General features: G+C 29.8%; 14 protein-coding genes and 1 pseudogene. 11 read left to right on the forward strand and 4 right to left on the reverse strand.

Features of this window, described 5'->3' with window-relative positions; all coding sequences use genetic code 11:
• The first annotated feature begins 12 nt into the window (after positions 1-12).
• From mqnE to AJ882_RS01425, 6 genes are read left to right on the forward strand one after another with little or no spacing between them, the layout of a single operon-like run.
• On the forward strand, positions 13-1,077 hold the full coding sequence (mqnE, locus tag AJ882_RS01400) for an aminofutalosine synthase MqnE (RefSeq protein WP_002856525.1): 1,065 nt from the start codon (positions 13-15) through the stop codon (positions 1,075-1,077).
• A 9-nt stretch (positions 1,078-1,086) separates the two neighbouring features.
• Positions 1,087-2,406, forward strand: a complete 1,320-nt coding sequence (locus tag AJ882_RS01405) for an NCS2 family permease (protein ID WP_002856518.1) — start codon at positions 1,087-1,089, stop codon at positions 2,404-2,406.
• 13 nt (positions 2,407-2,419) lie between these two features.
• Positions 2,420-2,863: a phosphoribosyltransferase gene (locus AJ882_RS01410; protein ID WP_002852389.1), complete on the forward strand. Its 444-nt coding sequence runs from the start codon at positions 2,420-2,422 to the stop codon at positions 2,861-2,863.
• Between the two features lie 44 nt (positions 2,864-2,907).
• Positions 2,908-3,606: a VacJ family lipoprotein gene (locus tag AJ882_RS01415; RefSeq protein WP_002867297.1), complete on the forward strand. Its 699-nt coding sequence runs from the start codon at positions 2,908-2,910 to the stop codon at positions 3,604-3,606.
• Between the two features lie 9 nt (positions 3,607-3,615).
• Positions 3,616-4,185 carry an ABC transporter substrate-binding protein gene (locus AJ882_RS01420; RefSeq protein WP_002856450.1) on the forward strand — a complete coding sequence of 190 codons (570 nt, stop codon included), beginning with the start codon at positions 3,616-3,618 and terminating at the stop codon, positions 4,183-4,185.
• Positions 4,185-6,656: an efflux RND transporter permease subunit gene (locus AJ882_RS01425; RefSeq protein ID WP_011049966.1), complete on the forward strand. Its 2,472-nt coding sequence runs from the start codon at positions 4,185-4,187 to the stop codon at positions 6,654-6,656. Before AJ882_RS01420 ends, AJ882_RS01425 begins: the two co-directional genes overlap by 1 nt.
• 30 nt (positions 6,657-6,686) lie before the next feature.
• On the opposite strand, the gene rdgB is transcribed toward AJ882_RS01425, so the two are convergent.
• Positions 6,687-7,289: an RdgB/HAM1 family non-canonical purine NTP pyrophosphatase gene (rdgB, locus tag AJ882_RS01430; RefSeq protein WP_002855675.1), complete on the reverse strand. Its 603-nt coding sequence runs from the start codon at positions 7,287-7,289 to the stop codon at positions 6,687-6,689.
• A gap of 165 nt (positions 7,290-7,454) precedes the next feature.
• On the opposite strand from rdgB, the gene AJ882_RS01435 reads away from it, so the two are divergent.
• Positions 7,455-8,756, forward strand: a complete 1,302-nt coding sequence (locus tag AJ882_RS01435) for an MFS transporter (RefSeq protein ID WP_011049967.1) — start codon at positions 7,455-7,457, stop codon at positions 8,754-8,756.
• On the opposite strand, the gene AJ882_RS01440 is transcribed toward AJ882_RS01435, so the two are convergent.
• Entirely contained in the window at positions 8,753-10,426 is a 1,674-nt protein-coding gene (locus tag AJ882_RS01440; protein ID WP_002867294.1) for a 4Fe-4S dicluster domain-containing protein, read from the reverse strand. The two genes, AJ882_RS01435 and AJ882_RS01440, sit on opposite strands and share 4 nt — an antisense overlap.
• A 77-nt stretch (positions 10,427-10,503) precedes the next feature.
• On the opposite strand from AJ882_RS01440, the gene selA reads away from it, so the two are divergent.
• The 4 genes and pseudogenes from selA to AJ882_RS01460 all read left to right on the forward strand — a co-directional run bounded on the left by selA (position 10,504) and on the right by AJ882_RS01460 (position 14,922).
• The gene (gene selA, locus AJ882_RS01445) at positions 10,504-11,826 is read left to right on the forward strand and encodes an L-seryl-tRNA(Sec) selenium transferase (RefSeq protein WP_002867293.1); all 1,323 of its coding nucleotides are present in this window, start codon (positions 10,504-10,506) and stop codon (positions 11,824-11,826) included.
• Entirely contained in the window at positions 11,823-13,628 is a 1,806-nt protein-coding gene (gene selB / locus AJ882_RS01450; RefSeq protein WP_011049968.1) for a selenocysteine-specific translation elongation factor, read from the forward strand. The genes selA and selB overlap by 4 nt, the downstream gene beginning before the upstream one ends.
• A 48-nt stretch (positions 13,629-13,676) precedes the next feature.
• The gene (locus tag AJ882_RS01455) at positions 13,677-14,387 is read left to right on the forward strand and encodes a thioredoxin fold domain-containing protein (protein ID WP_002867291.1); all 711 of its coding nucleotides are present in this window, start codon (positions 13,677-13,679) and stop codon (positions 14,385-14,387) included.
• A gap of 5 nt (positions 14,388-14,392) precedes the next feature.
• Positions 14,393-14,922 (forward strand): annotated as a pseudogene (locus tag AJ882_RS01460) (hypothetical protein).
• Positions 14,923-14,966: 44 nt separating this feature from the next.
• Here AJ882_RS01460 and fldA read toward each other — a convergent pair.
• Entirely contained in the window at positions 14,967-15,458 is a 492-nt protein-coding gene (gene fldA / locus AJ882_RS01465) for a flavodoxin FldA (RefSeq protein ID WP_002859666.1), read from the reverse strand.
• On the reverse strand, positions 15,458-16,153 hold the full coding sequence (locus tag AJ882_RS01470) for a hypothetical protein (RefSeq protein ID WP_011049969.1): 696 nt from the start codon (positions 16,151-16,153) through the stop codon (positions 15,458-15,460). The genes fldA and AJ882_RS01470 overlap by 1 nt, the downstream gene beginning before the upstream one ends.
• Position 16,154 lies beyond the last annotated feature (1 nt).

A 16,154-nucleotide genomic window follows, 5' to 3' on the forward strand; every position in this document is an offset into this window, starting at 1 on the left:
AGTAAAATTAAAATGAAAAATTTAATCACCAAACTAGAAAATGAAGAAAGATTAAACCAAGAAGAAGCCAATGCACTTTGGGATCTAGATCTTTTTACCTTAGGCAAATACGCTCACAAAAAACGCACTAAACTTCATGGAAAAAAAGTCTATTTTAATATCAATCGCCATATAAATCCTACAAATATTTGTGCGGATACCTGTAAATTTTGCGCCTTTTCAGCGCACCGAAAAAATCCTAATCCTTATTTGATGACTCATGAAGAAATCATGAAAATCGTCGATGAAACTGTAAAACGAGAAACCAAAGAAGTGCATATCGTTTCAGCTCACAACAAAGATACAACTTGGCAATGGTATTTAGAAATTTTTAAAATGATAAAAGAAAAATATCCTAATCTTCATGTAAAAGCTATGACTGCTGCTGAAATTGATTTTTTACATCGTCGTTTTAAAATGAGTTATGAAGAAGTGATAGAAAAAATGCTTGAATACGGCGTTGATTCCATGCCAGGCGGTGGAGCTGAAATTTTTGATGAAGAAGTGCGTAAGAAAATTTGTCATGGAAAAGTTAGCAGTGAAAATTGGCTTAAAATTCATAAACTTTGGCATGAAAAAAGCAAGCAAAGTAATGCTACCATGCTTTTTGGACATATAGAAGAAAGACATCACAGGATCGATCATATGTTAAGACTGCGTGATCTTCAAGATCAAACCGGTGGATTTAATGCTTTTATCCCTCTAGTTTGGCAAAGGGATAATAGCTTTATACAAACTGATAAAATCATGGATAGTGAAGAAATTTTAAAAACCATTGCCATTTCTCGTTTAGTGCTTGATAATATCAAAAATATCAAAGCTTACTGGGCAACAATGACTTTAAATTTAGCCATGGTAGCACAAGAATTTGGAGCTAATGATTTAGACGGCACTATAGAAAAAGAAAGTATACAAAGTGCAGGTGGTGCAAAGTCCGCCAAAGGCACAAGTTTAAAAACTTTTATCGATATGATAAAAACTTCAAATCTTATTCCTGTAGAACGCGATAGTTTATACAATGAGCTAAAAACCTACTAAGGAGAAAAAATGAGCTTTTTTAAACTCAAAGAAAACAATACGAGTTTTAAAACCGAAGTTATAGCAGGACTTACTACTTTTTTAGCTATGGTTTACATTATCCCCGTAAATTCTAGTATAGTAGGAAATACAGGAATGCCTATAGAAGCTTTAATCACCGCAACAGCTTTAATTACCATAGTTGCAAGTGCTTTTAATGCTTTTTTTGCCAATACTCCTGTAGCTATGAGTGTAGGAATGGGTTTAAATGCTTATTTTACCTTTGCGGTTTGTTTAGGTCAAAACATAGCTTGGCAAAGTGCCTTAGGAGCTGTTTTTATTTCAAGTATTATTTTTCTCATACTTTCTTTTACGCATTTTCGCCTTTGGGTAATCCGCAATATCCCAAAAGATTTACGCCTTGCAATTTGTGCGGGCATAGGTTGTTTTATTGCATTTTTAGGCTTAAGTCAAATGGGTGTGATAATGCATAATAAAGATACCTTAGTCAGCATAGGAAATTTCAAAAGCCCTCATGTGCTTTTTGGAATTTTTACTCTAGCTTTAATCATCTTTTTTTGGGCTATAAAACTTCGCGGAGCTTTTATTTTGGGGGTATTAGCAAGCTCTATTATTGCTTGGATTTTCCATTTAGACAATGCAAGTTTTCCTGTGCAAATCTTTTCTTGGCCAAATTTTAGCATGGAAAATGGTTTAGGAGCCATCTTTTTACAACTTGATATCAAAAGCGCCTTAAATATTACTATGATACCTATAATTCTTACTTTTTTTATCACTCAACTTTTTGATAGCATAGGAACTATCACAGGTGTGGGTGAAAGAGGAAAGATTTTTGATGATCCCAAAAATGGAGAAAAAAAACTAAGCAAAACCTTAATGGCAGATGCAACAGGATCAGCCTTAGGAGCTATGACAGGCACTTCTACAGTTACAGCCTTTGTTGAAAGCACTACAGGGGTTGAAAGCGGAGGAAGAACTGGGCTTACAGCTTTAGTTGTAGCTATTTGTTTTGCTTTTACACTTTTTTTACTGCCACTTTTTAAAGCCATTCCTGCAAACGCAATATACCCCGTACTTGTAATGGTTGGAATTTTAATGTTTATGGAAGTTAAAAATATAGATTTTAAAGATAGTGCTATAGCTGTAGCAAGCTTTTTTACTATCATCATGATGCCTTTTACTTACTCCATCACCACAGGTTTTGCTTTTGGTTTTCTTTCTTATTTACTTGTAAGAATTTTTAAACGCGAATGGGATAAAATCAATCTTGGCATTATAGTTTTAAGTTTATTATCTTTGGGTAATTTTTTACTTATGGCACTACAATAAATAAGGATATATAATGATATTTTACTCCTATGAAGAATTTAAAGAAGATGTAAAAATTCTTGCTAAAGAAATTAAAGAAGATTTTAACCCTGATGCACTTTTAGCTATAGCAAGAGGGGGGATGAGTTTAGGACACTCTTTAGCAGTGGCTTTAAAAACGCGTCAACTTTTTGCTTTAAACTCAATTCATTACGATAATACGAAAAAACTTGATACTATTGAAATTTTTAACATTCCTGATTTAAGCAAGCACAAAAAAATTCTACTCATTGATGATATAGTAGATAGTGGAGAAAGTTTAGCAGAAATAAAAAAAGTTTTGCTTGAAAAATTTCCTCATATAGAACTTAAAATTACAACCATTTTTTACAAAAAAACCGCTCTTTTAGAGCCTGATTTTAAAGTAAAAGAAGCTACTGAATGGGTGGATTTTTACTGGGATATAAACCTTGATTAAAAATTTGCTATAATTTTACTTTTAAAATTTTTAGGAGTTTTTGCTTGAGAATAAAATTTATATCTTTTATTTTAATTTTTTTTGCTGTTTTTGCTTTTGCTAAAGAACAAAATTTAGATGATTTCGAACAAGAATACCAAAACTATCAAGTAAACGATCCACTTTCAGGATATAACAAAGCTATGACAAGTTTTAATGTGGCTTTGTATGATTATGGTTTGCGTCCCGTTCTTAAGGGCTATAACACTATCACTCCTGAATTTATAAGATTAGGGGTAAGAAATTTCTTTGATAATTTACTTGCTCCTTTGCGTTTTGTAGGCAATATTTTGCAGTTTAAATTTGAAGAAGCGGGAGAAGAATTTAAAAGATTTACCGCCAATACCATTATGGGCTTTGGTGGACTTATGGATGTGGCATCAAAAATGGGTCTTAAAAAACATCCCGCGGACTTAGGAACCGTTTTGGCTCACTGGGGTGTAGGAAGCGGTTTTCATATTGTCTTACCTATACTCGGCCCTAGTAATCTTAGAGATACTCTTGCTTTACCTGCAACTTGGTATGCAAGTTTTACTGCTTACATTGATCCTACTTGGGCAAGTATAGCTATAAGTGCTTATGGATTTGGTAATGAACTTAGTTTTAGACTTGATGAAATTGATGAAATTTATCACAACACGCCTAATTTATATCCATTCTTGCGTGATGCTTACGAGCAAAGACGCAATGAACTTAGCAAATAAAGGAAAATAATGAAAAAAATATTTTTAATCTTGGCTTTATTTTTTAATGCTTTTGCCTTGCAGCTAGATGAAATTTCTAGTACTATGCAAAAAAACATTGATGCAAGCTTAAAACTTTTACAAGATAGCAAAGAAGACAAAAAACAAGCTGCTGATGGAATTTTTAAACTTTTTGATAGCATAATAGATTATAAACTCATGGCAAAACTCAGTCTTTCGAAAAATTATTCTAAATTAAATCCAAAAGAACAAGAAAAATTTACCACAGCCTTTGAAGCAAGTCTTAAAAAAAGTTTTACCGATAAACTCAGTCTTTATAAAGATCAGGTTTTAAAGGTCAAAAATGGTGAGTTAAAAAATGAAAAACGCTATTTTTTAACCACTTCTATGGTAGTAGATGGGGAAGAAAAAAATATCATTTTCAAATTTTACAATGATAATAACAACTGGCTTGTTTATGATGTAGATGTTTTAGGTGTGAGTATAGTACAAACTTATAGATCACAATTTGGAGATATTTTAGCCAACCAAGGCTTTGATGCCCTACTTCAAAAACTTGAGAGTATTGTCATAGAATAATGTTTGCAAAGCTTTTAAAGTTTTTTATTTCTCGTCCAAAAAGTACTTTTTTTGGAACCTTGTTTATATGCCTGCTTTTAAGCTTTTTTGCTTTTAAGCTTAGCGTAGATGCAAGTGCTGAAAGTTTACTTTTAGAAGATGATGCAGATTTAAAAACTTTTAGAGAAATTTCAAAACATTATAAAAGTGATAATTTTTTACTTTTAGCCTTCAAACCCTATGATGAAAAACCTTTTTCAAATGAAAATTTAGCCAAATTAAAAAAACTTCATAAAGAATTAGAAAAGGCCCCTTTAGTAGAGCGCGTTTTTAGCATCATCAATGCCCCTTTGCTTCAAAGTTCACAAAATACGGATTTAAAAGAACTGTTAAAAAATATCCCAAACATAGAAAGCCAAGATATAAACCGCACAAAAGCCCGAAACGAAATTTTAAATAGTCCCTTTTATAAAAATAATATCATCTCAAAAGATGGAAAAGTAACAGGGCTTATTATTTACTTAAAGCCTGATACAGTTTATAATGATCTTGTAGAAAAACGCGATCTTGCTACCGATGAAAAAGAAAAAGATCAAATTCGTCTTGCTATAAAAAAACATCAAGACAAGCAAAAAGTTATCACGAAACAAAGTCTAGATACTATTAAAAGCATAGTTCGAAATTATGAAAAAAATAAAGATACGCTCTACCTTGGTGGCGTAAGCATGATCGCTGATGATATGATAGCTTATATAAAATCTGATCTTGTACTCTATGGTGTTTCTCTTGTATTTTTACTAGGACTTGCACTTTATTATTTTTTCCGTTCATGGCGCTTTGTTTTTTTACCTCTTTTTATTTGTTTTATAAGCTTAAGTGCAGCTAGTGGAGTTTTTGCACTTTTAAATTTTCAAATCACGGTTATTTCATCAAATTACATTGCTTTGGTTTTAATTATCACCTTAAGTGTAGTTGTTCATTTGATCACGCATTTTATCGAAAATACCCAAAATTATCCCAAAGCTAAAGTTGAGCGCATAGTGCTTGAAACCTTACTAGCCAAAGCAAATCCTAGCCTTTATGCCATTGTTACAACGATGATAGGATTTTTTTCTTTAATGCTTTCAAATATCGAACCTATCATAAAACTTGGTATTATGATGAGTATAGGTATAGGTTTAGCTCTTATCTTTAGTTATTTATTTTTAGCAAGTATCTTAGTTCTTTTAAAACCAAAAAACTATCATAAAAAAGAGTTTAAATTTAATCTTTTAGCCTTTTGTGCTAAAACCGCTCTTGATCCTAAAAAGCGTCGCATGATTTATGGAATTTCAGTTCTTGCTATAATCTTAGCTTTAATAGGCATTTCAAAACTCAGAGTTGAAAATTCTTTTGTCAATTATTTCAAAGATGGCAGTGAAATCAAAAAAGGACTTTTGGTTATTGATAAAAATCTAGGTGGAACCTTGCCTTTAGAAGTCATCATTCGTTTTCCAAATAATAAAAACGATCAAAATACAAGCAATACTCTTGATAGTTTTGAAAGCGAATTTGAAAATTTAGCCACACAAGAAACTTATTGGTTTGACTCTAAAAAAACACGCATTGCAAAAAAAGTTCATGAATTTTTAGAAAATAAAGAATTTGTAGGCTCGATTTTAAGTCTTAATAGTCTTTTAACCCTAGGGAAAAATATCAACGATGGAAAAGAGTTAGATGATTTTGCTCTTGCGTTTTTAAATGAGAATTTACCTGCTAAATTTAAACAAGACTTACTTTCACCTTTTGTAAGTATAGAGAATAACGAGTTAAGATTTAGTATGCGTATTGTTGATTCTGATCCGAATTTAAGACGTAATGAATTTTTAATAGATCTTAAAAAACAGCTCAACGAGCTTGTAAAAAATGATGGAGTAGAAGTTCAAATCACAGGTATAATGGTACTTTATAATAATATGCTCCAAAGTCTTTTTTCATCGCAATTTGATACTCTTATATTTGTAATTTTAGCTATTTTTATACTTTTTATCATTGTTTTTAGAGATTTAAAATTTTCAGTTGCGGCTATATTGGTAAATGTTATTCCTTTAAGTGTGGTTTTTGCTCTTATGGGGCTTTTAGGTATTCCTTTGGATATGATGAGTATTACTATAGCTGCTATTGCTATAGGTATAGGCGTTGATGATGCTATACATTATATTTATCGTTTTAGGGAAGAAATTAAAAACAAAAGCCTAGAAGAAGCCATTATAATTTCTCACCTTAGTATAGGTTCGGCACTTTATTATACCACAATTAGCATAGTTTTAGGTTTTAGTGTTATGATGAGTAGTAATTTCATTCCAACGATTTATTTTGGAATTTTAACCGTTTTTGTAATGATTTTGCTTTTAAGTGGAAGTTTGTTCTTATTACCAAGCTTTTTAATCACTATTTATTCTAAGAAAACCAAGTTTCCAAACCAACATAAAGAGCATATATTAAAACAATAATAGCTATATATTTTAAAAAATTTTTCATTTTTATCCTTTATTTAAAATCTTTAAAATGATTTTTGCAAGCTCTAAAGCTTTAAAACGATGAGAGATATTATTCTTCTCATCCACGCTAAGTTGGGCTAAGGTTTTATCAAAACCCTTTGGAATAAAAAGGCTATCATAACCAAAACCATTTTCACCTTTTTCTGTATCTATTACTTTTCCATGCATGGTTCCATGCGTACTAAATTCCCCCATCAAACCTACCATAGCAATAGCAGCAACATAATGCGCCTTACTTTGTTTAAAACCTTTTTTTATCATTTCATTGACAAGTTTATCACGGTTACTTTTATCATCGCCCTTACCGCTAAATCGAGCAGAATAAATTCCTGGATTTCCTTCTAAAACATCTACACAAATGCCACTATCATCACTTAAAGCGATAAAATCTTTTTTTTGCTTTTCATCCAAAGCATTAAAAACCGCTCTTGCTTTAATCAAGGCGTTTTCTTTAAAAGTTTTTCCATTTTCTTCAATCTCAAAAGGCATTAAAACTTCATCAAAAGCATAAATTTCAAAATCTTTTAAAATTTCTTTAAGTTCTAAAACTTTATGTTTATTGCTCGTAGCTAGGATAATCTTCATAACAAAAGCTCCAAAATAATATCAAAACAAAAATATGATTTTATAAAATTTATCCTTGTGCGTAGCTTTTAAATATCAAATGATAAAACGATGTTAATCAATGCTTAATCCATTTCATAGTAAAATTATCCTAATTTAAATTTCAAATTTAATAGGAAATTGATAATGCTAAATTATGTCTTACCCTTATCTTTCATAGTTGGAACAAGATTTTTTGGGCTGTTTATAGTTTTGCCAGTTTTAAGTCTTTATGCTTTAAAACTTGAAGGTGCTAATGAATTTTTAGTGGGACTTTTAGTTGGTGTTTATGCCTTAACTCAAATGATTTTACAAGTGCCTTTTGGGATTTTAAGTGATAAAATTGGTCGTAAAAAAACCATGCTCATTGGACTGATTATTTTTATAATAGGCTCTTTAATCTGCTCTTTTGCGGAAAATATTTACACCATGCTTTTAGGAAGAATGCTCCAAGGTGCAGGAGCTATTGGAGCTGTGGCTACAGCAATGATAAGTGATTTTATCACAGAAGAAAATCGTGGTAAAGCCATGGCGGTAATGGGTTCTTTTATAGGACTTAGTTTTGCAGCTTCTATGGTGATCTCTCCTTTAATGAGTGCAAAATGGGGTTTATCTAGCCTTTTTGATCTTAGTGCAGCTTTGTCTCTTTTATGTATAATTTTGCTTTATACTATTGTACCTAAAGAAAACAAAATCACTCATGAAAATGAAAAAACTCCTTTTTTTCATCTTATTAAACAAAAAAATTTAGCCCTTATGAATCTTACTAATTTCATGCAAAAAATGCTTATGAGTATAGCATTTTTAAGCATTCCTATCATTCTAGTAAAACATTTAGGCTTTGCTTCTGATAAACTTTGGATTGTTTATAGCGCTTCTATGGTAGCAGGTTTTATCGCTATGGGCTTTGCTGGAAGTTTAGGCGAAAAAAGAGGTTTAGCTAAACAAATTTTACTCTTAGGAATTGTTTTTTTCATACTTGCTTATCTTTTTTTTACTTTTAGTAATTCTATAGATTTTTTTATCATAGCAGTTGTGATTTTTTTTATAGGTTTTAATTTACACGAGCCTATTATGCAAAGTTGTGCATCAAAATTTTGTAAAGTTCATGAAAAAGGTGCGGCATTAGGGTTGTTTAATGCTTTTGGATATGGTGGAAGTTTTATAGGTGGTATTATCGGAGGGACATTTTTACATCTAGATGCCTTAAATCTTTTAGCTATTATTTTAGTAATTTTAGCTCTAATTTGGCTTGTGGCATTATTTTTCTTAAAAAATCCAGCTGATTTTAAAAACCTTTATCTACCTTTAGAAACACCTTTAAATTTCAGTACTTTTAGTGAAAATTTAGGGGTTGTAGATATTTATAAAAACTCTAAAAATCTTGTTGTTAAATTTGATAGCAAACTTACAAATAAAGAAGAATTAGAAGGCAAAATTAAGATCTAATTTTGCCCCGCAAAACCCATTGCTTTTATCATCACTTTTGCCTTGCAATCTGCACAACAATAAAGTGTTTTGATTTTATTCTCATCATTACCAAATTTAGGCTTCATTAAATTGGCTATTTTTTCTACAGCTTTTTTGGTGGCAAATTCTTTACCACATTCTATACAGGCAAAAAGCTCATCTTTTGCCATGGTTTGATATTCAAAATAAGAAGCTCTAAACTCCATTCCACTACGAAATAATTTTAAAGTATCTTTTTCGGCACAACTTAACTCACAATACCCACAAGTCGTACAAAGAGAAGCATTGAATTTCAAAGCATTTTCTTTAGCATCAGCGATTAAAGCTCCTACATTACAGGCACCCACACAAGAAAGACAAAGCGTACAGGTGTTAGGATTGATTTCTACCTTGCCATAACGCAACCATTCGCCACTTTCTATACTGCCAAAATCTTCATTTTTTATCATTTCTTGCATTCTTTTGGCAAAATTTTCTCTTGTAGTTAAGGTGTTGTTATGAAAATCATATTTTAAATCTTGTATAAATTCTTGCTCTTTTAAAACATTTTGCAATTCTTTTTCATCTTTAGCAACAAAAATAGCTTTTTTTTGAAATTTTCTCTCAAAAAAAGTATTTAAAAGCGTAATGGCTTCATTGCTACCACGAGATACAAAGTCCGTATAAAAAACCAAATTTGCACCACTATTTTGCAAAAGTGTTAAAAAATGCATAGAAGAAAGCCATTTTTCACCCTCTATCATAAAGGGTAAAACATCTTTTGGTAAAGCAAGGTTTAAATTTTCTAAAGACATTTTTTTAGGAATAATTAAAATTTTTTTATCTTTATAAAACTCACAAAGGGTAAAAAAACTTTCTCTTGGCATAGGAGCATAATCAAGCGATCCGCTAGGACACACACTAATACATCCTCCACAACCCAAACAATCCACTTGAGAAAATTCCAAATGTTTGTTTTCATCATCTTTTAAAATCGCTACAGTAGGACAAATTTCAGCACATTTTGCACAATGTTCACTGCGTCTTTCATGGTATTGACACACGCTAGCATTATAGCTAATATAAGTTTTATAAGGATATTTTGGACTTTTGCTTTGCAAAAACTCTAACAATGCTTCAAGATTTTCAAAATTTAAAAGATTATAACATCCACTTTGTCTTGTAAAATCTTTACGCACAACGCTTAAATTTTCAGCTTTAAAAAGTAAAAAATCAAAATCTATTTCCACTTCTTCGCCTTGATTTTTAACCACAGCACAAAGCTCCCCCACACTTCCAAAAACAGCTAAAATTTCTGCACTACTTAAAGCAATAACCTTAAATCCATGTTCTTTTAAAAACTCTACAGTTTGAGTATCGCTATCTACTAAAATCAAACGATTTTGCACTTCTTTGCTTTGTTCTAAATCAAGCCCTAAATCATAAACGCTAGCCCTTGCTTCATAAAGCGTTAAAACATTTTTACTTTGCTCTAAAATTTCATCTTGAGAATTTTTAAGATAAAAATTAATCTCAGGGGCATAAATTTGTGCTTTTTGATTTTTATCATTGCAAATTAATGTTTCTTTATCATTTGCCTGATCTAAAATTTCAATAGCATCAGGCAAAGGGATTAAAACATCATTTTTTATATAAACAAAATCTTGCATTGTCTTCCTTAATCTCTTTAAAACATCATTTTATAAATTCTATGTTAAAATAACCAAATATTTTCTTAAGGCTTAAGATGAACAAATTTAGAACTTTTCCACAGATTAACACTCTTATTGAAGATGAGAGTTTAAAATCCTATCCTTTTTATATCAAAGTATTTTTTTGTAAAAAAGTTGTCGCAAAACTAAAAGAAAATTTTTCCCAAGATGAAATTTCTAAAGATAAACTACTTTTAGAAATCAAAAAAGAAATCAAAACTTTTTACCGCAAAGATTTACAAAGTGTGATCAATGCAAGTGGAGTGGTTATACACACAAACCTTGGTAGAAGTGTAATCCATGAAGAACTTTATGAAGCGTGTAAAGATATCATTTGTAATTATTCTAATGTAGAGTTTGATTTAGAAAATGGAAAAAGAGGCTCTCGCTATGCTTTGGTGTTGGAAAAACTTAAAATGCTTTTTGAATGCGAAGATGCTTTAGTAGTCAATAACAACGCTGCGGCAGTTTTTTTAGTGCTTAATTCTCTTTGTTATGATAAAGAAGTCATAAGCTCAAGAGGAGAACTTGTAGAAATTGGCGGAAGTTTTCGTGTGCCTGAAGTGATAAAAGCTGCAGGTGTAAAGCTTTGCGAAGTTGGAACTAGTAACAAAACACACTTAAAAGACTATGAACAAGCTATCGGTGAAAATACCGCTCTAATTTTAAAAACCCACAAGTCTAATTTCGCTCTTATGGGTTTTCACAGTGAAGTAAATATAAAAGATCTACATGAACTAGCAAAAGAAAAAGGGCTTTTGAGTTATTATGATCTAGGTTCTGGCTGGTGTGAAAATTTAAATGAAAAGCTGATTAAAAATGAACCTAAAATCAAAAAACTCGTACAAGAATGTGATATTTTAAGTTTTAGTGGAGATAAACTTTTTGGTAGTGCGCAAGCAGGCATTATACTTGGAAAAAAAGAACTCATAGAAAAACTTAAACAAAATCAACTTTTAAGAATGCTAAGAGTGGATAAATTAACTCTATCTTTTTTAAACGAAAGCTTAAAAGCTTATTTGCAAAAAGATTATAAAAAAATTATTACCTTAAAACTTTTAAATGATGACTTATCCTTTATAGAAAAAAAAGCTTTAAGAGTGCAAAAAGAATTAAATTTTCAAACCCAGCTTAAAAAAAGCAAAAGTTTAGTAGGAGGAGGTTCTATGCCTGATAAAAGTTTAGATACTTATATACTAACTTTTCAAGGAGATGCTTTAAAACTACAAACTCGATTTAGAAAAGAAAATATCATAGGACGCATTGAAAATGATGAATTTGTTCTTGATTTTAGAACTATACGAGAAAATGAACTTCAAAAACTTATTCTTACAATCAATCAAATGGAAAACTTATGAAGTCTGTTATTATAGGAACTGCAGGACATATTGATCATGGAAAAACTTCACTCATTAAAGCTTTAAATGGTTTTGAAGGTGATAGTTTAAAAGAAGAACAAGAAAGACAAATCACCATTAATTTAAGTTTTTCAAATCTTAAATTAAAAGATAAAAACATTTCTTTTATCGATGTTCCAGGACATAAAGATTTGGTTAAAACTATGGTAAGTGGAGCTTTTGGCTTTAGTATTTGTTTGTTTGTTGTAGATATTAACGAAGGTTTAAAAGAACAAAGTTTAGAACATTTAGAAATTTTAAAAATTCTTGATATTAAAAATATCATTTTAGTGCTTAGCAAATGCGATCTTTGTGAAAATATAGAGCAAAAAAGTGTAGAAATTTTAGAAGAGTTAAAAAATTTAGATTATCCCATTTTAAAAGTATTTCACACCAGTATAAAAAATAATCAAGGCATAGAAGAATTAAAAAATTATCTTTATACCATAGAAAACAAAGAAAATGATGAAGAACTGATTTTTCATTATTATATCGATAGAGTTTTTTCTCTAAAAGGCATAGGAACTGTCGTCACAGGCAGCTTGAATGAAGGAAGTATCACTTTAAATGAAAAAATCATCTGTTTAGACACTCAAAAAGAACTCATTGTTAAAAATATACAAAATCACGATACTAATTTAGAGCAAATCAAAGCTTGTAACCGTGTGGCTTTGAGTTTAAATTGTGATTATAAAGAGTTAAAAAAAGGTTATTTGCTAAGTAAAAAAGGTTATTTTAAAGCCTTTAAAGAATGCGATGCTTTAGTTAAAGCAAAAAATTTACAAAATAACAAAATGATTTTTTGCGTAGGTTCAAGACAAATAGAATGCAAAATAAATATATTAAAAAAACTAGAAAATGATGAATTTTTTGTGCATTTTAGTTTTGATAAAAATGTATTTTTAAGTTTTGATGAGGCTTTTATTTTATTACAAAACAATCGTGTTATAGGCGGTGGTAAGGTTTTAAATCCTTTAAGCGAACCTTTAAAAAAAGAACAAAAAAATAAATTTTTAATGTTTTTGAAAAATAAAGATTTTAAAGCGGCTTTTTCTTTCTTAAAAGACGCACACAAATACGGCTTTGGCTTGCTTTCAAGTTATCAGAGATTTAAACTTTCTCATCAAAAAGCATTGAAATTAGCAAAAGAATTAAATCAAGTATTTGTTGATGAAAAAAATCTTAATGTATATCATTTACAAAGTCTAGAAGAAATTAAAAATTTCATCAAATTCATACTTGAAAAAAATCCTTATGCCATGCTTTCAGCACATTCTTTAGCTTTAAGGATTACTTGGGCAAGTGAAAATTTTTGCGAACTCGGGCTTAAAGAGATGTCAAATTTATTGGATTTTCAAAATGGAATTTATTTTAAAAAAGGCATAGATTTTGAAAAACTTCAAGAAAAAAATAATAATCAATTATATGAAATTTTAAAAAAACAAGGTATTAAACCCGAAGCTCCTTATAATCTTTATGATTTTTTAGAACTTGATAGAAAAAGCGGAGATAATATACTCAAAAAACTTACCCAAAAAGGCTTGGTTGTAAGACTTTCACACAATCTTTTTATAGAAAAACAAGCTCTTGAAAAACTTATGCAAGAATGTTTAAATTTATTAAAAAATCAAAGTCTTGATGTGCAAAGTATGAAAGAATATTTCAATCTTTCAAGAAAATATGCTATTGCTTATTTAGAATACTTAGACAAATTTCCTCAAGTAAGCAAAGAAGCTGAAAAAAGATTTTTAACAAACATTTAGAAAATCATTATAGAATTAAACATAATTTATTTAAAGGATTTATAAACTATGAAAAAATTAAGTTTAATTCTTGCCTGTTCGGCATCTTTGTTTGCTGCAAGTAATTCAGAAATTAGTGATTTTTATTCAAAAAGCATTAAAGCACAATTTCCAAATGCTACCGTTAGTGTATCAAATCGTCAAAAGGTTGGTAATACGGGTTTTGAAAGTGTTATTGTAAGCGTTGAATTAAATGGACAAAAACAAGAAAACATTCTTTTTACAAAAGATAGTCTTATTACCCCTGATCTTATCGACTTGAAAACGGGAATTTCTTATGCTCAAGAATATGAAATGAAAAAATTTCAAGAAGCAAGAGAAAATTTTACAAAAAATGCTAAAGCTGTAGCACAAAAAGAAACCATGGTAATAGCTTTAGGAGATAAAAATAAACCCGCAATTTATGTTTTTTCAGATCCTGAATGCCCATATTGTAGAGAACATTTAGCTCAAATTGATAATGAACTTAAAAACTATCAAGTTAATTATATTTTAACTCCAGTACATGGAAAATCTGCCTTTGAAAAATCCGCTCTAATCTACAAAGAAGCAAAAAAAGCAAAAAATGACAAAGAAAAAATCGCAATTTTAAACAAATACTATGATGCAAATATCAAAAATTATCCAAAAGTAAGCGATGCAGAATTAAAAGAAGTTTTTTCCTTATATGAAAAATATCGCTCATTAGGTCTTAGCGCTACTCCAACTATTATTAAATAAACCTAATGTCTAAAATTACTTTAATTTTAAGCTTTTTTATAGCACTCTTTATGAGTGCTTGCACCAATGCAACTTTCATACAAAGCTTTATTCAAACAAGTAATGAAGGCATTTTTATCAGATCACAAAAACAACAAAGTTTTAAAATTTCCTTTCAAAATCCTAGTCAACTTCGAACTACTTTGAATAGAGATTTGGCTTTAAAACTTAAAAATTTAGGCTTAAAAGAAGTAAAAGAGAATGCAGATTATGAAATTTTAATCAATCTTATAGATATGAAAAAGCATTCTTATGCCCAAAAAACACAACTTCAGCAAGATTTTTTTATGATTTTGATCCTTTGGAAAGTGATGGAGAATGGATGGTAGAAAACTACTATACTATGCAAGTTAATTTACAAATCAACTCTAAAAATCACAATTCTCAAAAAACAAGTCTTCTTGCTAGAACAGCTTATCTTGGAAATAAAGAACGCTGTCAATTATCTTTAGAAAATAAAATTATAAATCAAATAGTGAGTTTTTTTTATTTTTAAGAAAAGACAATCAAGAGTATAAAAACTCTTGATTTTAAGAATTATTAAGCAAAATAAGGTTTGATTTGTTCTATCCAAGCATCAATTCTTGATTCAGTTTGATCCTCTTGATTATCATTGTCAAGAGCAAGTCCAACAAATTTACCATCTACAACCGCATCACTTGCTTCAAATGTATAACCATCAGTTGAAACTTCTCCTACCAAATTTGCGCCTGCATCTTTTAAATTTTGAGCTAATTTACCCATGCCACCACAAAAAGTATCAGAATAACTTTCACTATCACCCATACCAAATACAGCTACGGTTTTTCCACCGAGACTAAGCCCTGAAAAATCAAAACCATCCCAATCATCTTGTAAATCACCACTTCCCCAAGTTGAAGTTCCACAAATTAATTTATCGTAAGAATTCATTTTAGCCGCATCAATATCTGAGATATTAAAAACATCGCTAATTCCAAGTTTTGAAGCAATTGTATTAGCCGCTCCTTCTGTATTTCCCATAGCACTACCATAGATTACTGCTACTGACATTATTTTCTCCTTATAATTTGATTTGATATTTTATACGGAACTAATTTTAACATAGTTTTGTTTAAATCACACAAAAAATGTTTTATTTCAATAAAATGTGTGAAATTTTTGTTACGCGGACAAACAATATAAAATTTTTCAAAATTGTTTTCTTTTATTAAATTCAATAATCCATGAATTTCATTTTCAATTTTTAAATTATGTGTATTAATCTCTTTGCAAAGTGGTAAAATTGCAAATTTCTTATCTATTATAATAAGATCACCATCTTGATCTATATTTTTTTCATTATTTTGAAAAGAAACCTTATCATAAACATAAGAGCTAAATAAAATTTGCGCATCAAAACAAATGCCATAAAGATAAATTCTTAAAAGTCTTAAAAAATCGACATTCTTAGATATTTTAGTATTAAAAATCAAGCTTTTTCTTTTTTGAAAGCAAAAAGCGTATGCATTAAGCTTGATATTTATATTTTGAATCTTACCAAATGAAACATGCATTATATCATGTAAAAAATTTTCAAATATCATTTTTAAACTCTTGGTATTTTTTGCATATAAAAGAGGAATTTTTAGATCGCTATCAACGCTCGCATTATATTGAGTTAAAAAAGTCAACATAAGCTCTTGATTGTTTAAATAATGATAAATTTGTGGTATAAATTCTCGCTTATCATCAAATCCAAATAACATC

The sequence above is a fragment of the Campylobacter sp. BCW_6461 genome, assembly GCF_001762735.1.
In the GTDB taxonomy this organism is placed as follows: domain Bacteria; phylum Campylobacterota; class Campylobacteria; order Campylobacterales; family Campylobacteraceae; genus Campylobacter_D; species Campylobacter_D jejuni.